The organism is Sphingopyxis sp. CCNWLW2 (assembly GCF_037095755.1).
Lineage (GTDB): Bacteria > Pseudomonadota > Alphaproteobacteria > Sphingomonadales > Sphingomonadaceae > Sphingopyxis.
Map to the genome: position 1 here is coordinate 226,937 of NZ_JBAWKJ010000001.1, position 23,715 is coordinate 250,651.

The following is a 23,715-nucleotide window of genomic DNA, read 5'->3' on the forward strand; positions in this document are numbered from 1 at the left end:
CTAGCCGAGCAGGCTTTTCGAAGCCTGCTCGGTGACGTCGCGCGACAGGCCGGGCTGCGCGAGGATACGCTCGAGCTCCGCCTTCATCAGTGCCTGTCGCCCCTCGTCGAAGCGTTTCCAGCGGCCGAGCGGCGGGATCATCTTGGCCGCGGTCTGCGGGTTCTTCGGATCGAGCGCGATGACGAGGTCGGCGATCAGCCTGTACCCCGCCCCGTCGGCCTGATGGAACGCCGCCTGATTGCCCGTCAGCGCGCCGTAGAGCGAGCGCACGCGGTTGGGGTTGGCGAGCGTGAAGTCAGGGTGCTGCGCCAGCGCCTTCACCGCATCGACGGTGTCCGCGCGCATCGACCACGCCTGCACCTGGAACCATTTGTCGAGCACGAGCGGATTGTCGCGATAGCGCTGATAGAAGATGTCGAGCGCCGCCACGCGCTCGTCGCTGTCGCCATGCGCGAGCGTCGCGAGCGCCGCCTGCCGCTCGGTCATGCCGTCGGCGTCGGAGAAGATGCCGAACGCGAGCGCCGGGGCATCGCCCGCCCCCGTCGCGGCGAGATAGGCGAGCGCGACGCCGCGCAGGCGGCGGCCGCCCTTGGCCTTGCTCGACAGGTCGGTCGCGGGCGGGGCGCTGCCGGCAAGGATCGCGCGCCATTTCGTTTCGAGCGCGGTGCCGATCGCTGCCTGCAAGGCGAGCCGCTCGCGGCGGATCGCATCGGGGTCGACGGTGACCATTTGGTCGCCGATAAAGGCTTCGCTCGGCAGCAGCACCGCTTCGGCGACGAAGGCGGGGTCGTTTGCCGCGCCGGCGAGCGTCTGGCCGACCGCGTCGATCACCGCCCGAGTATCGCCCGTCTTGCCCGATACCGCGGCGACGAGCGTATCGAGCATCAGCTGCTGCAACGCTTCATAACGCGCGAACGGGTCGTCGTCGTGCGCGGCGAGCCACGCGAGCTCGCCGGGGCCGCGCTCGAAATCGACGATGATCGGCGCCGAAAAGCCGCGGTTGACCGACAGCGCCGGGCGCGCCGCGAAGGTGCCGAGCGCGATGCGCTGCGTTGCGCCGGTCACGATGACGAGCGTGTCGGCGAGCGCACCGCCGCTGCCGTCCATCGCGAAAGCGGCGAGACGCAGCGGCATCATCATGGGCTGTTTCTCAGGCTGCCCCGGCGTCGGCGGCACCGTCTGCACGATGTCGAGCGACCAGTGGCCGCCCTCTTCGGCCAGCGACAGTTTGAGCCGCGGCGTGCCGGCCTGCTCGTACCAGCGGCGGAACTGCGCAAGGTCGATGCCCGCGCCGTCCTCGATCGCACGCACGAAATCCTCGCACGTCGCAGCCTCGCCGTCGTGGCGGTCGAAATAGAGGTCGGTGCCTTTGCGGAAGCGGTCGGGGCCGACCATCGTCGCCATCATGCGGATGATCTCGGCGCCCTTGTTATAGATGGTCGCGGTGTAGAAATTCGAGATTTCCTGGAAACTGTCGGGGCGGATCGGGTGCGCGAGCGGCCCGGCATCCTCGGGGAATTGCGCCGCGCGGAGCAGGCGGACATCCTCGATCCGCTTGACCGGCGGCGACCCCATGTCAGCCGAGAAATTCTGGTCGCGAAAGACGGTGAAGCCCTCTTTCAGGCTGAGCTGGAACCAGTCGCGGCAGGTGACGCGGTTGCCCGACCAATTATGGAAATATTCGTGCGCGACGACGCCCTCGACCCCGTCATAATCGACGTCGGTCGCGGTGTCGGGATCGGCGAGGATATAGCGGGTGTTGAAGATGTTGAGGCCCTTATTCTCCATCGCCCCCATGTTGAAATCGCTGACCGCGACGATGTTGAACAGGTCGAGGTCATATTCGCGGCCATAGACGCGCTCGTCCCACGCCATGCTGTCCTTGAGCGCCTGCATCGCATGGCCGGTGCGATCCTGATCGCCGCCCCGCACCCAGATGCCGAGTTCGACCTCGCGCCCCGACATCGTCGTGAAGCTGTCCTTGTTGACGACAAGGTCGCCGGCGACGAGCGCGAAGAGATAGGAGGGCTTCGGCCACGGGTCTTCCCACAGCGCCCAATGATCGCTCCCCGCTTCGCCCTGATCGACGCAATTGCCGTTCGACAGCAGGATCGGGAACGCGGCTTTGTCGCCCTGCATCCGCACCTTGTAGCGGCTCAGCACGTCGGGGCGGTCGGGGTGGAAGGTGATGCGGCGAAAGCCTTCGGCCTCGCACTGGGTGCAAAGCAGGCCGCCCGACGCATAAAGCCCCGAAAGTTGCGTGTTCGATGCGGGGTCGATCACCGTGTCGACCTCGACCGTCGCCGCGGCGCGTTCGCCAAGGTCGACGATCAGGTCGCTGCCCTCCATCCGCCAGTCGTTCCACACCTCGCCATCGACGCGCACCGCGGCGGGGCTCAGCCCGTCGCCGCGCAGCGTGAGCGGCACCGGCGCGTCGGCCTGGCGCACGACCGACAGCGCCGCGCCGACCTTTGTCGCGTCGATCCCGAGCGCGAAATCGAGCGCGATATCGGGGATCTGCCATTCGGGCGCACGATAATCGCTGCGATAGATGGTGACGGGAATGGCGGGCGTGGAGGAAGCGTCGGTCATGCGATCGATCTAGGCACAGCGCCGCCGACGCGCAATAAGGCGCGCGATGGGACAGATGCTGATTTTCGGAATGGGTTATGCCGCGAGCCACCTCGCGGGCCGCCTCCGCGCGCGCGGCTGGGAGGTGACGGGGACAACGCGCGACGGGCGCGACGGCAACATCGCTTTTGCCGACGAGACGGCGGTGCTCGGTGCATTGCGCAGCGCCACGCACATATTGTCGTCAGTGCCGCCCACCGAGGGCGCCGACCCGGTGCTCGCGCGCTATGGCGACGCCGTTGCCCTCGCCCCGGCAAGCTGGGTCGGCTATCTGTCGTCGACCGGCGTCTATGGCGATGCGGGCGGCGCGTGGGTCGACGAAAGCGCGCCCATCCGGGGTCGCCGTCCCGACCGCAACACCGCCGACCTCGCTTGGCAGGCGCTCCGCGGCGACGTCCGCATCTTTCGCCTCCCCGGCATCTACGGCCCCGGCCGCTCGATTCTCGACCGCATCGCCGAGGGCCGCGCGCATCGGATCGACCTGCCCGAACAGGTTTTCAGCCGCGTTCATGTCGACGACATCGCGGGCGGGGTCATGGCGTCGTTCAGGGGACCGGCGGGTGTCTATAATCTGGCCGATGACGCGCCGTGCCACCAGAACGAACTGGTCGAATGGGGCTGTGCGATGCTCGGTGTCCCGGCGCCGCCGCTGCAATCGCTGGAAGAAGCCGGCCTGTCGCCCGCCGCGCGCGCTTTCTATTCAGAGAACCGCCGCGTTGCGAATGGCAAGGCGAAGCGATTGCTTGGTTGGACGCCACGCTATCCAAGTTTTCGAGAAGGGCTGGCGAGCCTTACCTAAAGTAACTTAGATCAGCACATCCACCGTATGGATCAGCACGCCCACCAGCCCGCCGACCAGCGTGCCGTTGATCCGGATATATTGCAGGTCGTCGCCAACGGCATTTTCCAGCCGGTCGGTGATCGTCTTGGCGTCCCAGCCGCGGATCGTGTCCGACACCAGCCTGAGCGCCGTCTCGCCATAGCTGTCGACGACGCCGACGACAGCGCGGCGCGCATAGCGGTTGAGCGTGCGCTTGATCCCCGCATCCTCGCCGAGCATCGCGCCGAACTGCGTGACGAGTTCGCCGATCCGCCCTGCGAGCATCGTGTCGGGATTGCGCGCGGCCTTGAGCAGCGCGGTTCGGCCCTGCTCCCAGAGGCCGTCAAGCCAGCGCTTCACCGCCTTGTTTTCGAGCAGCTCGTCGCGGACCTTGGCGACCTTTGCCTTCACCTCGGGGTCGTGCTGCAGGTCGAGCGCCATTTTGGCGAGCCCTTCCTCGACGCGGATGCGCAAGGGGTGCGTTTCGTCGACCGCCATCTCGCTCAGCAGCTTCGACAGCCCCGCGACGATGCGGTTCGAGATGCTTTCGTCGAGCCCGGTGAAGCGCACGATCGCGTTCGAATTGTCATGCACCATCTGGTGGATCAGATGCTCGTTGAGTTCGAGCGTCTTCGACCCCCATTTGACCATCGCGTCGAGCAAAGGCTGGTGCCGTCCCTCGGCGAGTGCGGCCTGCAATGCCTGGCCGAGCAAAGGCGCGACGTCGAGTTCGCGCAGCCGGTCGGCGATCGCCGATTTGACGATGCCGCCGAGGCGCTGCTGGTCGAGCGCGCCCAAACCGTCGGCGATGATCCGCGATGCGCCAAGCCGGAGGCGCCCGCCGCCTTCGCCCGGTTCGGACAGGAATTTGCCGACCGCGCCCGCGACGTCCACCGTCTGCATCTTGCGCGCGATCAGGCGCGGCAGCAGGAAATTGTTGAGCAGGAAGCGCGCGAGCGTGTCGCCGATGCGGTTCTTGTTGCGCGGGATGATCGCGGTGTGCGGGATCGGCAGCCCCATCGGATGGCGGAACAGCGCGGTCACCGCAAACCAGTCGGCAAGCCCGCCGACCATCGCCGCCTCGGCAAAGGCGCGGACAAAACCGATCGCGGGATGGATCTCCTGAAAATATTTGGCGCCGATAAAGACGAACGCCATGACGACGAGCAGGCCCGTCGCGACGACGCGGATATTCGATCCTCTTGCCGGGATGGCGACGCCAATCGGCCGGGAAAGCGTGCGGTCGGTCATGTGAACCAAATGGCGAAATGCCGCAAAGGTTGCAACCGGCGCAGTCGCTTACCGCGCCGGTCGACCTTCGTTACTCCGCCGGTTCGGGCGCGGGCGCCCCGTGCGGCTTGGTATCGTCGCCCTTGCGATAGGTCAGCAGGTTGCTCGAGAAGAAGCGGCCAAGGCGCTTTTCGATGCTGTCGGCAAGGCTGAAGCCCGCGGGAACGATCAGCAGCGTCAGCAGCGTCGACAGGATCAGGCCGCCGATCACGACGACGCCCATCGGCGCGCGCCAGGCGCCGTCGCCCGACAACGAAATCGCGGTCGGCACCATGCCCGCGACCATCGCGACCGTCGTCATCACGATCGGCTGCGCACGCTTGCGCCCCGCGTCGAGCAGCGCCGCGTTCTTCTCGACACCATGGTCCATTTCCTCGATCGCGAAATCGACGAGCAGGATCGAGTTCTTCGCAACGATGCCGAGCAGCATGAGCAGGCCGATATAGACGGGCATCGAGATTTCCATGCCGGTGATCAAGAGGCCGAGCAGGCCGCCCAGAGGCGCGAGCAGCAGCGACGACATATTGACCAGCGGCGACAGGAAGCGGCGATAGAGCAGCACCAGCGTCGAGAAGACCAGCAAGAGCCCCGACACCACCGCGATCATGAAGTTGGTGATCAGTTCAGCCTGCCATTTGGCGTCGCCCTGCACGACCTTCCGAATGCCCTGCGGCATCGTCGTCACCGCGGGCAGGGCATCGATCTTTTTCTGCGCATCGCCCGTCACCAGTCCCGGCGCGAGATCGGCGCCGATCACGATACGCCGCGTCTGGTTGTACCGGCGAAGTTCGGTCGGACCGGCACCAAAGCCGATTGTCGCCACCGACTTCAGCGGCACCGTCGTCCCGCGCGCGGTCGGAACCGGCAGATTTTCGATCGTCGCCAGCGCGCGGCGCGAATCTTCGGACAGCAACACGCGGATCGGGATCTGGCGATCGGACAGCGAGAATTTCGCCGCATTCTGGTCGATGTCGCCGATCGTCGCGATGCGGATCGTCTGGCTGAGCGCCGAGGTGGTCACGCCGAGTTCGGCGGCGAGGTCCATCCGCGGGCTGACGATGATTTCAGGGCGCGGAATGTCGCCCTCGATCCGCGGCGAGCGCACTTCCTTGAGCTTTTCCATCTGCGACACGATCAGGCGCGCATGCTTTTCGAGCGCGACCGGATCGTCGCCGCCGATGACCATCGTGATGTCGCGGCCAGAGAAACCGCCCGACTGGCTCTGGAAGGTCACGCGCGCGTCGGGGATCGCCGCCATTTGCGGCTGCAGGCTGCGCTCCCATTCGACGCTGGTAACTTCGCGCTTCTTCTTCAGTGTGATGTAGACACCGCCGTCGTTGACGTTGACCTCGTAAAAGGCGTTTTCGACATTCTTGTCCTTCGACAGGATCGCGCTGATCTGGTCCGAAATATGCTCGCTCTGCGCGAGCGTCGAGCCCGGCGGCAGTTCGTAACGAATCTGGCTGTAGTCGCTGTTGATCGTCGGCTGGAATTGCTGCGGCAGGATCATCAGCAGGGCGACGCTCATCCCAAGCGACGCGGCGCCGATCCCGACGATCCAGACGCGGTGGTCGAAAAGACGGGCATAGGCACGCTGGACCATGAACTTCGCCCAGTTGGTGAAGCCCCATTCGCGCATTCCGATGAGCCATGCGAGGGCGCCGAGCAGGATGACGATCAGGCTGATGCCGAGATAGGCCAGGATCGCATCGACGGGCGTCTTCAGCAGGAAATACATCGCGGTGTTCGGCGCGTCCTGCCCGACCGGCACCGGCTGAAAATAGGCGTAGATCGCATAAAGGACCGATAGACCGGCGAGCACCAGCGGAACCGCCAGATAGGCGAGTTTCGTCCGATGCGCCTCGTACCGCGCGCGCACCGCGTGATGCTTGCTGTTGTCGAGCGTCCATTTGAGAAGGCGCTCATAGCGGTCGACCCACGGGCCGGAAGCATGGTCCTGCTCGCCCTGCGCCGACAGGAAATAGGCGGCGATCATCGGCGTGATCATGCGCGCGACCGCCAGGCTGACGAGTACCGCGAACACGACGGTCATGCCGAACTGGATGAAGAACTGCCCCGAAATGCCCGGCATCAGCGCGACGGGCAGGAAGACCGCGACGATCGACATCGTCGTCGCGACAACCGCGAGGCCGATTTCGTCGGCGGCGTCGATCGACGCCTGATAGGCGGTCTTGCCCATGCGCATGTGCCGGACGATATTCTCGATCTCCACGATCGCATCGTCGACGAGCACGCCGGCGACGAGACTCAATGCGAGCAGCGACAAGCCGTTCAGCGAAAAGCCCATCATGTCCATGAACCAGAAGGTCGGGATCGCCGACAGCGGGATCGCGAGCGCGCTGATCAGCGTCGCGCGCCAGTCGCGCAGGAAGAGGAACACGACGACGACCGCGAGGATCGCGCCCTCAATCATCGCGAGCATCGAGCTGCGATATTGTTCCTTGGTATATTCGGTGCGCGTGAACAGGATCTTGAATTCGACCTGCGGGTTCGTCTTCTTGATCTCGGCGAGCTTCTTCATCGTCTCGTCGTGGATCGTGACGTCCGAGGCGCCCTTGGCCTTTTCGATCGAGAAGCTCAGCACCTGCCGGTTGCCGATCTTCGCGAGGTTGCGCTGCTCGGCATAACCGTCGGTCACGGCCGCAATATCGGCGAGGCGGACCGTGCGGCCGCTGCCGATCGATATGCGCGTTTCGCCGAGCTGGAAGGCGTTTTCGGCGTTGCCGAGGACGCGCACCGCCTGTTCCGATCCGGCGATTTCGGTGCGCCCGCCCGCGGCGTTGACGTTCACCTGGCGCAATTCCTGGTTCACCTGGCTCGCGGTGAGGCCATAGCTTTGCATGCGCGCGGGATCGAGGATAACGCGGATTTCGCGGTTGACGCCGCCCGAACGGCTGACCTTCGCCATGCCGGGGATCGAGAGCAGTTCCTTGGCGATCGTATTGTCGACGAACCAGCTCAATTGCTCGAGCGTCATATCCGACGTTTCGACGGCGAAATAGGTGATCGGGCCGCCCGCGGCGTCGACGCGCACGACCTGCGGTTCGAGGATGCCGTCGGGCAGGTCGCTGCGGATCTGCTGCACCGCCTGGTTGACGTCGTTATAGGCGCGGTCGATCGGGGTGCCGATCGCGAACTGCACCATCGTCCGGCTGTTGCCCTCGGCGACATAGGACGACAGTTCGTCGACCCCGCTGACGGCGCGCACCGCGGCCTCGACACGCTGGGTGACCTGCGTCTCCAGTTCGGACGGCGCCGCGCCGGGCTGTACCACGACGACCTGGACCATCGGGAATTCGACGTCGGGATTGTCGTTGACGTCCATCCGGTTGAAGCTGACGACACCTGCCAGAAGAAGCAGGATGAACATCACGATCGGCGGCACCGGATTGCGAATGCACCAGGCGGAAATGTTGCGAAAGCTCATGATCAAACGCCCTTGTGCACTGAATCTCTACGCGCGCCGCTCAGCCGGTTATTGCGACGATTTCTGTACCACCGGCTTCACCTTGTCGCCGGGGTTGAGGAAAGCGCCCGCGAGCGCGACGACCTTTTCGGTGCCGGTCAGGCCCGACGCGATCGACACGCCGCGGTCGGTAACGGTCCCGACCTTCACCGGACGGCGCTGGATGGTGTTCTTGGCATCGACGACCAGCACGAAATTGCCTTCGACGCCGCTTTGCACCGCGCTTTCGGGGAGGAGCGGCGCTTCCGCCGTGCCCGCGATCAGGCGCGCGTCGGCAAAGCCGCCCGGACGCAGCGCCTCGCTGTACGGGACCGCGATGCGGACCGTGCCCTGTCGCGTGTCCATGTCGATGACCGGCGACTTCTGCCACACCTGCCCCGCGATATTCAGGTTGCTGCCGACCGGGGTGATCGTCGCGCGCGTGCCGACATTGACGCGGGCCAGATCGGCCTCGGCCATCTGGGCCAGCATTTCCATCTCGCCGTCGCGCGCCATGCGGAACAGGATTCCGCTGCCCGAGCCGACGATCTGGCCCGGCTCGACCTGACGCGTCAGCACGAGGCCCGCGGCGGGCGCGACGATATTGAGGCGATCGTTGCGCGCGGTCGCTTCGGCATATTGCGCCTGCGCGACGCGAACGCGCGCGTTGGCGGCGTCGCGCGTCGCGCGCTTGCGATCCATGTCGGCCTTGGAGATGAAGCCGCGCCCGACGAGCGCCTGCGCGCGTTCGAGTTCGGCCTGCGCCAGATCGGCATCGGCCCGCGCGACGCGGATCGACGCCGCGAGGCTCGCGGCCTGCTGCGCCTGGACCGAGCGATCGATGACCGCGAGCGTCTGGCCCGCACCGACCCACTGGCCGGGTTCGACGAGGACGCGAAGGACCTGTCCGCCCTCGCCCGCGACACCGACGGGCATTTCACGGCGCGCCGCGATCGTGCCGTTGGCGGAAATCGCGGCCTCGACCGAAACGCGGCCAGGGATGACCACGGTGACGTTCGGGGCGGCCGCGCCGCCCTGTCCTTCGCCTTCGGCAGCCGCGCCCTTGCTTTGCGTGAAGGCGTAATAGGTGGCCGCCAGCGCAAGCGCGATGAGCACCAGTGCGACGATCAGGAACGTCCGCTTGCGCCGGCTGTCGCTCGCGTCCTCATAAAAGCTTTGTGTGCCCGCCAGGCTGTCCATCACATCCACTTTCCGCTCGTAGTTCACGCCGAAAATCCTCCCTGCCTTGCGCGGCATCATGCTGCGGCAGGCGCAGACGCGCCCGTCCCCTCGACCCCGCACGACAGGATCAATCCACTGCGAGGTGTATTACCTAATTAAATCACCACTGGCAAGAGGCGAAACTTCGCCATCCCCCCTGCGCCCCGGATCGCGGCTCATAGACTTGTCTTCGTGCAATTTCCAGTGGTTACCGCCATGAAAAAGGGCGGCGCGCCCTGCGGCGGCCACCCTTTTCTTCCGGACCGGTCCGAACGGCCGGCCGTTATCGGCAGGCGGTCAGCGGACCCGGCCGCGCCGCACGAGGTTGACGATCCCGAGCAGGATCACCGCGCCGATGAAGGCGGTGAGCAAGGTCATCGGATCAAAGGCGTTGCCGCGCAGATGTCCGCCGCCCAGGAAGCTGCCGAACAGCAAGCGACCGAGGATCGACCCGACGCAACCGACGATGATGTTGAGGAAGATGCCTTGCTGAGCGTCGGTGCGCATGACGATACTCGCCAGCCAGCCGATGATGCCGCCCATGATGATAGCGATAATCCAAGTCATAAGATGACCCCCTACGATCGATGTTGGCGCCTGACCCTGCAGGCCCCGCATTGGTAACCCAAATATTTGATATCGCCTAGCAGAATGGCGGCGGCGCGATCACGCCCGCCGCCACGCCGTTCAACGGACGCTGCCGCGTCGAACCAGGTTGATGATACCAAGCAGCACCACCGCGCCGATGAAGGCCCACAACAGCCCGATCGGGCTGAAGGTGTCGAGGCTCGCCCCCATGCCGAAAAAGCTGCCGAGGAAGTTGCCGAGAAACGCGCCGACGATGCCGACAACGACATTCAGGATGATGCCCTGCTGCGCATCGGTGCGCATGACGATACTCGCCAGCCAGCCGATAATGCCGCCGACGATCAACGTGATGATCAGACCCATGATTTTCCCTTCCCTGAACCGGCCGGGCGAGCGCCGATGCCCGGCGACCATGCGAACGTCCGGTCGCGCCCGGACATCGTTTCAACGATGATCAAAGAATGCCGGTCGGGAGCGAAAGGTTCCCGACCGGCCCGCGGGGGCTCGGCCGGGAAAGTGGGATCGGTTCCTGATCGGGAACGTCTCCGGGTCGCAAGACGCCACTAAGCAGCCGCGTTTGACGCTGATGTGACGAAAGTCACAGGGGTGAAAATAAATGGGATGGGGATGCGGCCTGTGGCAAAGGCGCGGCCATGATGCGGCGCATTCCGGCGGCCGCGCATACGAAATGGGGGCCGGCATCGCTGCCAACCCCCACTATCCGGCTTTGCCCCACGCACTCCGCCTCACTTCATCCCGGTCCGCTTCTCTTGCGATCAGCAGCCCGCAAAACGATGCGTTGCGGCGCACGCCGGAACAATCCGGCGACGGTTTGGTCGGCCCCCTTTCGGGGGCCGGCCGCACCTGGAAAGCCCTTCATCATCTCTTCTTGCATCCGCCGAAGCGGTCGCTGTCCAAGCGATGGACTGCATTTCCTGTACCCGATCGGGTCCGTATCAACTCGTGGGAATCGCTACGTTCCGTGATCAGGCTACCGGTCGATTTCCTCGTAAATCCGTCCGTTCTCTTCTGGCTAGTCTTGCAACTACCCTTGATGTCCCGGTGGTCTGCGTCTCTGTCGTCCGATGATTTGAAGCTGACATGAAGCTTCGGACCCGCCAACAAAAAATGCGCGAAAAACCGGCTCGAGCTGCCTGCGCTTGTGGATAAGTCCGGCATTAGCAACAAGCGGATTCGCTGCAGCATTTTTGTAACAGCGATGCAGCATTTTCGGATTCAGAATCCGAACCGACTCGCGGGCACGACGGTTCGATCCAGGTCGATTTTCTCCTCGCGAGTCGCGACTCGGCATAAAAAAAGCGAGGCCCGGAGGCCCCGCTCTCTTTTTCCTGCTGGGGCGAAGATCAGCCTTTGACGGTGACCTCGACGCGGCGCGCCGCCGAATTGTCGGTGCCCGTCGTCGTCGCCTCGGCCGGCTTTTCAAGCACGACCTTGTCGGCCGGGAAGCCGAGCTTCTCGAGCGCCGCCTTGACGCTCTGCGCGCGGTTCTTCGACAACTCGGCGTTAGCGGCCGCATTGCCCGTCGGATCGTTATAGCCCGATACCGCGAGCGTCGCGGCGGGGTTGCTGTCGAGATAGGCTTTCACCGACGATGCCGCGGTCGTGAGATCGTTCGACACCTCCGATTTGCCGGTGTCGAAATAAACCGTCAGCATCGGCTTGCCCTCGCGGTCCGCCGCGACGACGCCGGCACCCTCGGGGACGGCGGCGACGGGCGCGGTTGCCGTATCGGCGGGTGCGACCGTCTCACTGATCGCCGTGTCGTCGGTGGCCGGGGCAACCGCGGCGTCCTGTTTCGAACAATAGCGCAGGCCGAAGAACAGCAGCGCCGCGAGAGCGAGCAAAAGCAGAAGCCAGGGCAGCCAGCCCATGCCGCCGCTCTTTTCGCCGTCATCGCTCGAATAGGCGGTCTGCGGGCTTGCCGCGGTCGGCGCCGGATCCGCCGGCGGCGGAGCCGCAGCGGCGGGAATGGCCGATGCGCCGGCCAGGCCCGCCGCTGCCAGTGGGACGGCCGAGCTATCGTCGTCCTTGCCGGAATCGCCGTCCAGCCCGCCGGTGGCCGCGAGCCCTGCGGCAGCGCCCGCGGCGCCAGCCGCGCCTGCCGCGCCTGCCGCGCCGCCAAAGAGCGTAAGCAGGCCGAAATGCTGCGCGAGGAGATAATAGACGGTGACGCGATTCTTGGTCCGGTCTTCCTTCATCCGTTCGCCGACACCGGCGATCGCCGCGTCGAGCGTCGCGTCATCGTCGGTCAGCCCCAGTTTTTTCTTGAGGAAATTTTCGCGGACGCGGTCGGTTTCTTTTGTGTCGGTAAAGGAAACGAGCGAGGAATCGCGGTTCCTGAGGGCGATGCCGAGATATTTGACGATCGCCGACACCACATTTTCGTCGGCGTCCGCGACATATTTCCTGACATCCGCCAGCCAATCTTCTGCCATGCGATTTCCTCCTGCTTAGACGCAAGGGTTCGTCGTCAGACGCTCGCACGGGGGGCGAGACTCGCGTCTTAGGAGGCGGAACTTATATCATTTTCCGCGAAAGCAAACCTCGCGGCGGGAAATCGGGGCTAGCGCTTGCCGAGATCGCCCTGGCCGACCGTGCCCGACGCCATTTCGAGCATCCGGTCGAGGCTCTTGCGCGCGGCGAGGCGGAGGCCCTCTTCCATCTCGATCTGCGGCTTCAAATCGCGCAGCGCGATGTAGAGCTTCTCCATCGTGTTAAGCGCCATATAGGGGCAGATGTTGCAGTTGCAGTTGCCGTCGGCCCCCGGCGCGCCGATGAACTTCTTCTCGGGCAGCGCGAGTTCCATCTGGTGGATGATGTGCGGCTCGGTCGCGACGATCAGCGTGTCGCCGGGAAAGCTCTTCGCGAACTGCAGGATGCCGCTCGTCGATCCGACATAGTCGGCATGGTCGACGATGTGCGGCGGGCATTCGGGGTGCGCCGCGACCGGGGCTTCCGGATGCTGCGCCTTCAATTTGATCAGCTCGGTTTCGCTGAACGCCTCATGGACGATGCACACGCCCGGCCACAGCAGCATCTCGCGCCCGAACTTGCGGTTGAGATAGCCGCCGAGATGACGGTCGGGACCAAAGATGATCGGCTGGCTTTCGGGGATCTGGCTGATGATCGTCTCCGCGCTCGACGAGGTGACGATGATGTCGCTGAGTGCCTTCACCGCCGCCGAGCAGTTGATGTAGGTCAGTGCGATATGGTCGGGATGCTTTTCGCGAAAGCGCTTGAACTGTTCGGGCGGGCAGCTGTCCTCGAGGCTGCATCCGGCGTCCATGTCGGGCAGGATGACGATCTTTTCGGGGCTGAGGATCTTTGCGGTCTCGGCCATGAATTTGACGCCGCAGAATGCGATCACATCGGCGTCGGTGTCGGCGGCCTTGCGCGACAGCTCGAGCGAATCGCCGACGAAATCGGCGAGATCCTGAATCTCGGGCTTCTGGTAATAATGCGCGAGGATGACGGCGTTGCGTTCCTTGCGCAGGCGCTCGATTTCGGCGCGCAGGTCGAGGCCCGAGAGATTCTCGCGAATGGGAGCAGTCATCGCTTTTCCTTATATGGCTTTAGCCTTGGCGCACCCCCTACACCGCCACCCGCGACAGGGCAATTCGGCTATGAGCCGGCCAGCCGCTCCGCGAGCGCGATGACAGGGGGCGTCATCGCCAGCAGATAGATGGTGACGCGCACCGCGATGACAATCGCCGCGATCGCTTTTGTCGCGGGATGGATGCGGCCCAGCGTTCGCCGGTCGTACAGCGCGATGATGCCGACAACGCCAAGCTGGACCAGCCCGATCGGAATGTCCGACCAGCCGATCATCAGCGGCATCGGCAGGATGCGGCCGAGCGCGGGTTCGAGGATGACGATCGTCGCGCCGATCATCAGCCGCCGGTGCCACGCGGTCGTATGGCGCCGCCTGATCGCCGCCCACACCATCAAACCAAAGACCAGCGATTCCACAGTCGTGAGCGCGAGGAAATAAGGCGGCGTGAAGAAGGGCGGAAAGCGGTTCAGCACCAGCGACGCGAGGCCGGTAAAAATGCCGAGGCCGGTGATGAACAGCCCGAGCCCCGCGCCGATCCACCCAAGCCGCCGGTGCAGCGCCAGATTATCGCGCGAGACGAGCGTCGGCTGAACGATCAGCAGCGCCAGCCATGCCAGCATCAGCGCCCCGTGCAGATGCACCCAGAAAGGCGCCGCGACCGGATCGACGAAACCTCTCAGTGCGAATTGCAGAAAACCGAAGACGATGAAGATCGCAAGGCCGATCGCCATGCGATGCCAGAAAAGTTCGGCGCGCGCGGCGCCCCCTGCGGTGCTAGCCATGCCCTACCCCTGCCCGACCGCTCCCCCAATACCACACATAGAACGGTACTCGATAGAATCATTCTCCGAATACCGCTCAGCGCTTAATCTATTTCCCCAAGACCCCCCTGTCGGTGACGCGTTGCGCGACGAGCAGGTCGTAATCCGCCGGTGTTCTGAAAATGCGACCTTCAACTTCATAGCTATGCCACATACGAAAGGGTTCGTGTGCGGGCGGGATCAGAATTAGCGGAGGGGGACGGCTTCCATCAGGGTTTGGCGGCCCGATTAATATAAACATGTCGCCGTGTTGCTCAATTCGACCCAGATGCCGAGATACTTGATCCGGTGCCGCGCTGAACAGACTCTCGCGATCGGGAGCATAGTGTTGTGGGTGATCGATGATTGAGATGGTGTCTTTTTGCTGGAGCAGGGAGAGTCCCTTAGATGAATTGACGCCGTAGGCCCCCTCACCATATGCCGAACTCACAGAATGTGCCGTCCCGACCGCTGCATGGACACCCCGTTCCCGGCGCTGCACCTCAGAGACGTGTCGCTTTTCGATGATTGCTGTACAATCGGTAGACCAGACTTTCACGCTTGATACGTTGTCGAGTTCCATTAAGTCCGCGATGGCGCTGGCGCATCGGTTTGGTTGCTCGCTGAGCGCATCATGCGCTACGTCATAGATCAAGCCCATAACGGCAAGCACTAGCGACCATTCGGCGATGCGCCGCGACTTATATGCTTCAGCTGCTTGATCAAGGGTCGCCTGTGCTGTGACAACTGCCGAGCCGTCGAGGTCGGCGCGAAGTCGCGCGATCTCCTGCTCCATTTGTTCAAGCCGTTTCTCGTCAGGTGGATTGCTCCACCAACGAAAACTAAAACGACCAAAAATACATTTCTTCTGAAGATCAACAACTTCAAGGCGATATGCTGGAATAATTCCATCTTCACCAACAAATGTGAAGCAATTTAACAGAGCGATAAGGCGGCGCAAGTCCACCGCATCGTTAGTCTTAAGATACAAAGCAAACTCGCCCGGACGGAGCGCTATATTCTCAAAATCCATACGATAATTCCCTCGCATCCTTTTTGAGCACACAAAACGCCAAGCGCAAGTATGTCGCGGAAATTAACGGAGATCGGATATGGTTACCCGTCTCAAGCCCCAGCTAATATCGTAGAGAAGTCCCGACGTTCCCTTCAAATCGCGGGACTGTCGGCGAAACGCGCGGTGACCTTGGCCTCGATCCCCGCGGCCTTCAGCGGCATCGCGAAGCTCTGCTCGACCGCGGTCCGCGCCGCGCCCTGCGCGAGGCGCATCGGGGTCGCGCCCTTCGCCTGCGCGATCAGTTCCTCCTGCGCGCGCTTGCGGTTCGCCGCGTCGAGCGTGCGTTCGGCGTCGGTCAGGGTCAGCAGGATCTCACCATCGCGATATTCGCTGATCGCGTCGATATCGATCTCGGGGCCCGCGAGCCGCAGCGGCGGCAAGGTGACGGTGAGCGCGTTGGTGGTCGCATCCCAGTCGAGGTCGGACTGCTTCAATTTGCCGAGGTCGAGTTCGTAACGCACCGTACCCGGCATGATCAGCGTCTTTTTGGCGCTGAGCCCCATCCGGCTCTGCGTCGAGGTCACCACCGCGACATAGCGTGCGGTGAAGGGGACGAGGACATTCTGTTCCTGCAGGCCCTGCAGGCTCGCGGCGACGACGGTTTCGGGATCATAGCCCTTTTGCCAGTCCTGCCAGGCCGCGACCGCCCACCAGACGGCGACAAGCAGCAGCGCCGCGGCGGCGAGCAGGATCAGGCGGGGCGCAAGGCGCGCAGCGGAAGCGGAGGTCATTCAGGCAAGTTCCCATTCTTCGTCATGCGCGCGCACGATCCCGCGCGTCTGAAGGTCGATCAGGTGCGCGAGCACCGAGCGGCCGGCGGCGCCATTGAGCCGCGGGTCGAGCCCCTTATACATATGCTTGACCATGTCGGGGATGACGTTCGTCCCCTTTTCGAGTTCGCGCAAGATCTGCCGCTCACGCTGCTTGCGGTGGCCGAGCATACCGCGCACGAGCTGCCGCGGCTTGGTCACCGCGGGGCCGTGCGCCGGATAATAGACGCGGTCCTCGCGGTCATAGAGCTTCGACAGGCTCGCCATATAGGCGGCCATATCGCCGTCGGGCGGGCTGACGACGCTGGTCGACCAGGCCATGACATGATCGCCGGTGAACAGCGCGCCGCTTTCGACAAGCCCGAAGCAGAGATGGTTCGAGGTATGTCCCGGGGTCGCCACGGCTTCGAGGGTCCAGCCGTCGCCCGAAATGCGCTCGCCATCGATCAGCACGCGGTCGGGGGCATAATCGGGGTCGAAGGCCGAATCGGCGCGCGGCCCGTCATCACGCAAGGCAAGCGGCGCGCAGCCGACGATCGGCGCGCCCGTCGCTTCCTTCAGGGGCGCCGCGGCGGGGCTATGGTCGCGGTGGGTGTGGGTGCAGAGGATCGCGGCGATGCGCTGGCCTTCGGTCGCGCGCAGGATCGCGTCGACATGGCCGGTGCCGTTGATGTCCGCCGGGTCGCCGATGCTGAGCCCCGAGCCCGTCGGACCCGGATCGATCACCGCGACGTCGCTCCCCGCCCCGACGATCCATGTCTGGGTGCCCGTGAAAGTATAGGGCGACGGGTTCGGCGCGAGCACGCGCCGCACCAGCGGCTCATGCTGCTCGCACTCGCCGGCGCGGATGCTGTCGGGCCAGGGCTTTTCTTCGCTCATGCCGCCCATGTGGCATCGCGGACCACGAAGGAAAAGGGATGGGCACGAAAAAGCGCATGCGAAAAAAGGGAGCGGCGTGAAAAAGGGAGCGACATGGGCCGCCCCCTTTCCCCGCCCCTGCCGCCGGCCCCACCGGGGAGCAAAAGCCGGCGGTGAAGCTGCTCGGTCCTAGTGGTCCGATTTCTCGATATCCGCGATCGCCCTTTCGAGGTCGGCGGCGACCTTGGCGCGCATGTCATCGGACAGGGTGCGCGCACGTTCGCCCTCGGCAAAGGCTTCGCGCGCCTTCTTCAGCGCCGAGAGCCGCGCCGCCTTGGCTTCGGGTCCGTCGCCGCACGCGAACATCATCACGTGGCTGCGCTTGTTGCCGCTGTTTTCGTCGCGGTTGACGATCGGCGCCGCCTTGCCGTCACCGCATTTGCCCAGAACCATCGCCTTGCCGTGAGTGCTCCAGCTGCCGTGCATTGGGGGGATGGGCGGCATGGGCGGCAGCGGCGCCATGACGGTGCGGATGCGTTCCTTGCGCTTCGCTTCGAGCTTGTCGGCGATCGCTTCGGCGCGCTTGCCGGTGATGCCCTGTTCCTTTAGCGTCGCGATGACATCGTCGCGCGACAGGCCGCCGGGGGAGCGGATTTCGATGCGGCGCATCTTGTCCTTGCCGTCCATCATCGCGCGCGCCTTGCCCTCGCCTTCACCGTCGCGGCGGATGACGATGCGGTGGACTTCGCGCTTCTTCTTGCCGTCGTCGGTCGCAGAATCGTCGCGATGCTCGGTAAAGACCATCATGCCGGGCGCGTCCGGCGCCTCGGGCGGCAGCGGCGGTTCGGGGGGCGCCGGCGGCACGGGCGGTTCGCCAAGGTCGGCGGTCTGCGCCTTTGCCACGACGATCCCCGCGGGGACGAGCGTCGCGGTCGCGCCGAGCACGGCCAGCGTCGCGCTGCCAATCAGCAACCGGCCGACAAGGCCGCGCTTCTTCGAAATATCCCCTTGCGTCAACATCGTCAGCCTCTCCTGCAGATTATCGTGGACCGCCATCGGCGCGGCGAGCGACAGGCGCGGGCCGACTGCGGCCTTGACGATCGCGGTCGCATAACGCGCGGTCCGCTCGCCCCGTTCGGTGCAATCGGTCATCGTCAGCACGCGCGCGTCGCACGCGGCCTCCTGATCGAAACGAAAGGCGCGGATCGCGCGCCAGGCGAAGGGGTTGAACCATTGCGCGGCGAGCAACACGAGCGCCGCGCTGTTCGCCCACAGATCGCCGTGGCGGTGGTGCGACAGTTCGTGATCGATCGCCAGCGCGCGCTCCTCGGCGACATAGCGCGCGAAGAAATCGTGCGGGACGGCGACGTAACGCTGCCACAGGCCAAAAGCGACGGGGCCGTCGACCGCGTCGGACATCACCAGCCGGATGGTGCCGATCGGCTCGAGCTCGACCGCGTCGCCCAGCACCGCGCGGCGGAAACGCCGGTGCGACACCATCGCGGTCACGATAACGGCGACCATGCCCGCCGCCCACAGCGCGAAGAAGAGCGGCACCAGCTCGGCGAGCGACCAGAAAGGTTCGGCCGCAACGGGCGCCGCAACCGGCAGGCCAACGGGGACCATCACCGCCATGTCCGCCGCGGGCTCGGGCATGATAACCACCGGATCGGCGAAGGGCAGCGGCGGCAGCACCAGCCGCAGCGCGGGCACCGCCCACAAGGCATAGGTCAGCCGCGGGCCGAAATGGCGCGCGAATGGCTTGCGAACGATCAGGATCAACAGGACGAGAAGGCCCGTGGTGACGAGCGTATCGGCCCACGCCTGGAGCAGCATCGCGGCGCTCACGACTTCAGCCGCTTCAAAAGGGCCTCGATTTCGGCGATGTCGGTGTCGGTCAGCGCCTCGCGGTCGGCGAGATGCGCGATCAGCGGGCTGACACGCCCGCCGAACAGCCGGTCGACAAAGCGCTGCGATTCCTCGCCGACGGCGTCGGCGCGTTCGATGGCGGGGCTATAGAGATAGCGCCGACCATCGGCTTCCGCCGTCACCGCGCCCTTCTGAACCAGCCGCGCAAGCAGCGTCTTCACCGTCGCCTGCGTCCAGCCGTTGATCTTGCCGATGCGCGAAGTCAGGTCGGCGGCGGTCTGCGGGGATTCCTCCCACAGCGCCGACAGCACCTGCATCTCCGACTCGCTTGCTCGTTCTGCCATGCGGACCCCTCCCATTGGCGTCGTCGTCACCGATGCGACTACAGATGTAGTCAAAGGGCTGAACGCTTCCTGAACGAAGCTGAATGGCTACCACTCCGTCGCTGGCGTGTCGGAATATTTGACACTCTCCGATCCCGGTAAGAAATCGCTAACCACCGTCTCGCGCCGGATTCGGCAAATGCCGCAAATTGGCACGGCAATTGTATAGTATCCCATGTTCCCGAGTGTTCCGCTCAAATGGAGCGGTGGGGGACATCGGTCTGGTCCCTGATGTCCCCTGCCCCCACCCGGGAAAACCCCACTTACCCCCGAAGCAGACGGGGGGCGGAGCGGCCGAAAGGCCCCGCCCCCCGGAAGCTTTTCATCCGGACAAAAAAAGGACGGACCGCAACGGCGGCCCGTCCAGAATATGGCCGCCGCACACGGCGGCCACCCCATTCGTTTATTCGGCTTCCTGCTGCTCGGCCGCTTTCTTGAGCTGGCCCTTGGTCATGCCGGTGACGAGGACGTCGCCCGACCCGGCAAAGCTGGTCGCCGGCAGCGTCGCGACGCGGTCACCGACCTCGACCGTCACCGCCTGCACGACACCGCCGCCCGTCTGGCGCAATTCCTGGACATAGCCGATCACCTTGCCGCGCGCGTCGGTCACCGCCATGCCGGGTTCGACCGCGAACATCCCGGCGCCATTCGCCGCGCCGCTACCCGCAGCGGCGAGCTGACCGAGGCTGCCCTGGAAGCTGCCCGCGGCCGATCCAGCACCGCTGGCGCTGCCTGAGACGTTCGACAGCGCGGCGCCGGTCCGGTCACGGGCAGTCCCGACCGCACCGCGCGCGGTGCCGGTGGCGGTCGAAGCCGTGTCCCTTGCCGTGCCGACGGCGCCGCGCGCGGTGCTGCCGACAAAATCGGTGCCGACCGCCTGCGCATCGAGGCTGCCGCTGCCCGAGGCGTTGCCCGAGCCGCTAGCGTTGCCGCCAAGGCTGTTGCCGAGCAGATCGCCGCCGCCGTTCGCCGAGCCCTTGCCGTTTGCATCGGCATTGCCTTTGCCCTGGACGCGGCCCGAACGGCGATCGACCTGCGCGTCGCCGCGGCCCGATCCGGTCAGATCGCCCGCGCCGCCAAGCGTGCCGCCGATCGGGCCGGTCGGATTGCCGAGCGTCCCGCCCAGCGTGCCGCCGAGGCTGCCGCCGAGGCCGCCGCCACCGCTGCCGCCAAGCAGCTGCGCACTGGCCGGAGCCGAAAAAGCCATGGCCGACGCGGCGAGCGCGAGGGCCGGAATGAAAATATGATTTGCCATTGTCCTACTCCTGAGTTTGGGCCCGGAGGGGGTGGGCCTGGAGAGAGAACGACGGCGCGTTCGATTTTCTTCCGAATAGTTGCTCAGGAGGGGTCAGCGGCCCCCGCAAGTCCCGCAAATCAGGCCGTGACCATAGATTTTGTCGCGCCCCTTCTTGCCCAGATCGCGCGCTTCCATGACGAGCGCCGCGACAGCCGGCCCGATGCGATCGATCGACGGCGAAGGGTAGCGAAGCGCAAGCCGTCCGGCGACGAGCGGTGCAGCAAAGGACGTGCCGCGCAGCCGATCACTGCTTCCCGCCCCGGTCGCGGCCAGCACCGCGTCGCCGGGCGCAGCGAAATCGACATGCAGCGCGCGCCCGGCCTCCGGCAGCGCGCGCGCTTTTTGGTCGACCCCGGTCACCGCAAACACGCCCTTATAGGACGCCGGATAGGCGGGCGGCGCGGCGGGGCCGTCGTTGCCGACCGCCGCGACGATCAGCATCCCGCGCTGCTGCGCGCGCGAAATGGCTGTCGAAAGCAGTTTGTTGTCGGGGCCGACAAGGCTGATGGTCGTCACCGCGGCACCGCTTTGGGCGAGCCAGCCGAGCGCGCGTGCGATCGCGCTGGCGTTGCCGCCCGCCGGGTCGGTCCCATAGACATCGGCCGCGAGCAGGCGCTGGCCGGGCGCCGCGCCCCGAACCGAACTGTTGCCGACGAGCAGCGAGGCGACCGCCGTGCCATGGCGACTCGCCGACGGCGCGCCCTTCGCAAAGCCGCGTTGTTCGACGCGCCCGGCGACCGATGGATGCGCCGCGACGCCGCCGTCGATCAGGCCGAGGCTCGCCTTGCCGCTGCCTTGGGCGGCCGCGAGCATCGCCCCGGGCAACGCGCCGCCCGGCCCGCTCGCGAAATAGAGATTGTCGGCATCGACTTCGGCACCCGGAAGCAGCTTCGCGAGCTGTTTGCGCGCCCGGCCAAGGCTGCGTCCGTCGGGCACGCGAAACCGTGCGATATCGAGATCGAGACCCTCGATCCGCTCACGGTCGATCAACGCGAACCCCGCCTCGCCCGCGCGCGCGATCATCGCCGCATCGACCCCGCTCGCGACAAGGACGCCGCGCACCGCGGGTTCGCCGCGCTCGTCGAGCTCGATGCTGTCGCGATTGCCGCGGACCAGCGCGGTGATGCGGTCGAGCCGAACATCCAGCAAGCGCTCACCGATCCCGGGCAGCCGCCGCGCATCGACCTCGGGAAGCGATGGCAGCGTGCGCGCGGCATCAGGAAGCTGCACTTGCGGCAGCGCGACCTGCGCCGCGACGCGCGCGTCGGTCCCGCCGAGCAGGAGACAGAGCATCGCCAATGATATCGTCCAAAATCGCATTGCAAGTCTCACAAGGCCCGGCACGGCGGCCGGTTCCCGAAAAAATTTAGCATGGTACGGAAGAAACGATAGAAGCCACTCGTTTCTTCCTCAGACAATCGAAAGGCGAAAATGCGCTTCGAAGAGGAACTGGTCGAATTGCTGCCCCGTCTGCGCCGCTTTGCGCGCGGACTGGCGCGCGATGCCAGCGACGCCGACGATTTATGTCAGGCGGCGATCGAACGCGCCCTGAAGTCGCAGGAACAGTGGCAACAAGGAACGAGACTGGATAGCTGGATGTATCGCATCACCCGCAACCTCTGGATCGACGAGCGCCGTGCGGCCGGGCGCCGCGGCGTCCACACGCCGATCGACGACGCCGCCACACAGGTCGCCGGCGACGGCGCGGCCGAAGTCGAGGCGGGGGCATTACGCGGCGATGTCGATGGCGCGATGGCGCGCCTGCCCGACGAACAGCGCGAAGTCGTGATGCTCGTCCTCGTCGAAGGCTATGCGTACCGCGAGGCCGCCGAAATATTGGAAGTGCCGATCGGCACCGTCACCTCGCGCCTCGCGCGCGGTCGCGAAACCCTGATGCATTTGCTGGGAGAGGCCGCATGAGTTTCGACCCTGCCACCGTCGCCGCCTTTGTCGACGGCGAACTCGACGATCTGACCGCGCGCCGCATCGAGCGCGAAGCGACAAGCGACCCCGCGCTTGCCGCCGAAATCGCGCGGCACCGGGCGCTGAAAGCCCAGCTGACCGCCCATTATGCCCCCGTGATCGATGAGGCGGTGCCCGAGCGGCTCCGCGCGCTGCTCGCCACGTCGGACAAGGTCGACGCCAGCCTCGCCGAGCGCCGCGAGGCAAAGCGGGTGCGCTTTGCGCCGATCCACTGGGGCGCGATCGCAGCCTCGCTCGCGTTGGGGCTGGCGCTTGGGCTGAAGCCTTGGATGCCGCCCGCGAGCGTCACCGAAGCCAATGGCACGATGATCGCCGCGGGTCCGCTTGCCGAGGCGCTCGACACGCAGCTTGCCTCCAGTCAATCGACGAATGCGGCGGTGCGGATCGGTCTCAGCTTCGAAGACAAGGCCGGCCGCTATTGCCGCAGTTTCGAAAGCCGGTCGCTGAACGGCATTGGCTGCCGCGACGACGGCGGCTGGCATCTTGAACGGACGATGCAGGGACAGGCGGGCACCGCTTATCGTCAGGCGTCGTCGGGCGAGCTCGCAGCCGCCGCGGCGGCGATGATGACGGGCGATCCGCTCGACGCCGCGGCCGAACGGCAGGCGCGCGATAAGGGCTGGGCGCGCCGCTGACGATCTTTCAGGCGCCAGCCGGCTCGTCGATGCCGAATAGCGCGGCGAAATTCGCGCGCTTCGCGAGCAGGTCGGCGAGGCTGTAGCCGTCGAGCACTTTCATAAACGCCGCCAGCGCCTCGGCGAGCGCGCCGGTCAGTCCGCACGCGGGCGCGATGATGCAGCTCGCGCAATCGACGAGGTCGAAGCCTTCCTCGGTATGGCGCACGACCGCGCCGACGTTGATCTCGGCCGCCGGCCGCGCCAGCCGGATCCCGCCAAAGCGCCCACGCACGCTTTCGAGATACCCCGCGTTCACCAGGTCGTTGACGACCTTCATCAGATGGTTCTGCGAAATGCCATAGGCGCGCGAAATCTCCGAGATCGGGCACAGCCGCGCGTCATCCTGCGCGCCCACATAGAGGAGCACGCGCATCGCATAATCGGTGTAGCGCGTCAGGCGCATCCTGATCCTT

The 23,715-nt window shown here is 65.5% G+C and carries 20 protein-coding genes; 3 read left to right on the plus strand and 17 right to left on the minus strand.

The genetic code is table 11. The features are described 5' to 3' along the window. Complete coding sequence (pepN, locus tag V8J55_RS01010) at positions 1-2,592, minus strand: aminopeptidase N (RefSeq protein WP_336443987.1); 2,592 nt, start codon at positions 2,590-2,592, stop codon at positions 1-3. A 46-nt stretch (positions 2,593-2,638) separates the two neighbouring features. On the opposite strand from pepN, the gene V8J55_RS01015 reads away from it, so the two are divergent. After that, on the plus strand, positions 2,639-3,430 hold the full coding sequence (locus tag V8J55_RS01015; protein WP_336443988.1) for an SDR family oxidoreductase: 792 nt from the start codon (positions 2,639-2,641) through the stop codon (positions 3,428-3,430). 6 nt (positions 3,431-3,436) lie between these two features. On the opposite strand, the gene V8J55_RS01020 is transcribed toward V8J55_RS01015, so the two are convergent. The 15 genes from V8J55_RS01020 to V8J55_RS01090 all read right to left on the minus strand — a co-directional run bounded on the left by V8J55_RS01020 (position 3,437) and on the right by V8J55_RS01090 (position 21,935). After that, positions 3,437-4,702: a DUF445 domain-containing protein gene (locus V8J55_RS01020; protein ID WP_336445684.1), complete on the minus strand. Its 1,266-nt coding sequence runs from the start codon at positions 4,700-4,702 to the stop codon at positions 3,437-3,439. A gap of 70 nt (positions 4,703-4,772) precedes the next feature. Then, positions 4,773-8,189: an efflux RND transporter permease subunit gene (locus V8J55_RS01025; protein ID WP_336443989.1), complete on the minus strand. Its 3,417-nt coding sequence runs from the start codon at positions 8,187-8,189 to the stop codon at positions 4,773-4,775. Positions 8,190-8,237: 48 nt separating this feature from the next. After that, positions 8,238-9,434, minus strand: coding sequence for an efflux RND transporter periplasmic adaptor subunit (locus tag V8J55_RS01030; protein WP_443030779.1), 1,197 nt, complete (start codon positions 9,432-9,434; stop codon positions 8,238-8,240). Positions 9,435-9,725: 291 nt separating this feature from the next. Beyond that, positions 9,726-9,995: a GlsB/YeaQ/YmgE family stress response membrane protein gene (locus V8J55_RS01035; RefSeq protein WP_058536732.1), complete on the minus strand. Its 270-nt coding sequence runs from the start codon at positions 9,993-9,995 to the stop codon at positions 9,726-9,728. 120 nt (positions 9,996-10,115) lie between these two features. After that, positions 10,116-10,379, minus strand: coding sequence for a GlsB/YeaQ/YmgE family stress response membrane protein (locus tag V8J55_RS01040; RefSeq protein WP_293647980.1), 264 nt, complete (start codon positions 10,377-10,379; stop codon positions 10,116-10,118). 1,001 nt (positions 10,380-11,380) lie between these two features. Beyond that, positions 11,381-12,472, minus strand: coding sequence for a DUF2853 family protein (locus V8J55_RS01045; protein WP_336443990.1), 1,092 nt, complete (start codon positions 12,470-12,472; stop codon positions 11,381-11,383). Between the two features lie 128 nt (positions 12,473-12,600). Further along, a complete protein-coding gene (nadA, locus tag V8J55_RS01050) occupies positions 12,601-13,590 on the minus strand; it encodes a quinolinate synthase NadA (protein WP_336443991.1) in 990 nt (329 codons plus the stop codon). A 68-nt stretch (positions 13,591-13,658) separates the two neighbouring features. Continuing rightward, a complete protein-coding gene (locus tag V8J55_RS01055) occupies positions 13,659-14,372 on the minus strand; it encodes an adenylate cyclase (protein ID WP_336443992.1) in 714 nt (237 codons plus the stop codon). An 88-nt stretch (positions 14,373-14,460) separates the two neighbouring features. Beyond that, positions 14,461-15,423: a hypothetical protein gene (locus V8J55_RS01060; RefSeq protein ID WP_336443993.1), complete on the minus strand. Its 963-nt coding sequence runs from the start codon at positions 15,421-15,423 to the stop codon at positions 14,461-14,463. A 134-nt stretch (positions 15,424-15,557) separates the two neighbouring features. Next, positions 15,558-16,196: a DUF4230 domain-containing protein gene (locus V8J55_RS01065; RefSeq protein WP_336443994.1), complete on the minus strand. Its 639-nt coding sequence runs from the start codon at positions 16,194-16,196 to the stop codon at positions 15,558-15,560. Beyond that, positions 16,197-17,114 (minus strand): MBL fold metallo-hydrolase, encoded by a 918-nt coding sequence (locus V8J55_RS01070; protein WP_336443995.1) that lies wholly within the window; start codon positions 17,112-17,114, stop codon positions 16,197-16,199. 168 nt (positions 17,115-17,282) lie between these two features. Beyond that, positions 17,283-18,941, minus strand: a complete 1,659-nt coding sequence (locus tag V8J55_RS01075) for a M56 family metallopeptidase (protein ID WP_336443996.1) — start codon at positions 18,939-18,941, stop codon at positions 17,283-17,285. Then, entirely contained in the window at positions 18,938-19,306 is a 369-nt protein-coding gene (locus tag V8J55_RS01080; RefSeq protein ID WP_037514686.1) for a BlaI/MecI/CopY family transcriptional regulator, read from the minus strand. The genes V8J55_RS01075 and V8J55_RS01080 overlap by 4 nt, the downstream gene beginning before the upstream one ends. Positions 19,307-19,748: 442 nt before the next feature. After that, positions 19,749-20,600 carry a hypothetical protein gene (locus V8J55_RS01085; RefSeq protein ID WP_336443997.1) on the minus strand — a complete coding sequence of 284 codons (852 nt, stop codon included), beginning with the start codon at positions 20,598-20,600 and terminating at the stop codon, positions 19,749-19,751. Positions 20,601-20,693: 93 nt separating this feature from the next. After that, positions 20,694-21,935: a S8 family serine peptidase gene (locus V8J55_RS01090; RefSeq protein WP_336443998.1), complete on the minus strand. Its 1,242-nt coding sequence runs from the start codon at positions 21,933-21,935 to the stop codon at positions 20,694-20,696. A gap of 138 nt (positions 21,936-22,073) precedes the next feature. Between V8J55_RS01090 and V8J55_RS01095 the strand changes: the two genes are divergently transcribed. Continuing rightward, positions 22,074-22,562 carry an RNA polymerase sigma factor gene (locus tag V8J55_RS01095; protein ID WP_336443999.1) on the plus strand — a complete coding sequence of 163 codons (489 nt, stop codon included), beginning with the start codon at positions 22,074-22,076 and terminating at the stop codon, positions 22,560-22,562. Then, complete coding sequence (locus V8J55_RS01100; protein ID WP_336444000.1) at positions 22,559-23,260, plus strand: anti-sigma factor family protein; 702 nt, start codon at positions 22,559-22,561, stop codon at positions 23,258-23,260. The genes V8J55_RS01095 and V8J55_RS01100 overlap by 4 nt, the downstream gene beginning before the upstream one ends. A gap of 7 nt (positions 23,261-23,267) precedes the next feature. Here the strand turns inward: V8J55_RS01100 and V8J55_RS01105 are convergent, their stop codons facing one another. Then, positions 23,268-23,705, minus strand: coding sequence for an RrF2 family transcriptional regulator (locus V8J55_RS01105; RefSeq protein ID WP_037514680.1), 438 nt, complete (start codon positions 23,703-23,705; stop codon positions 23,268-23,270). Positions 23,706-23,715 lie beyond the last annotated feature (10 nt).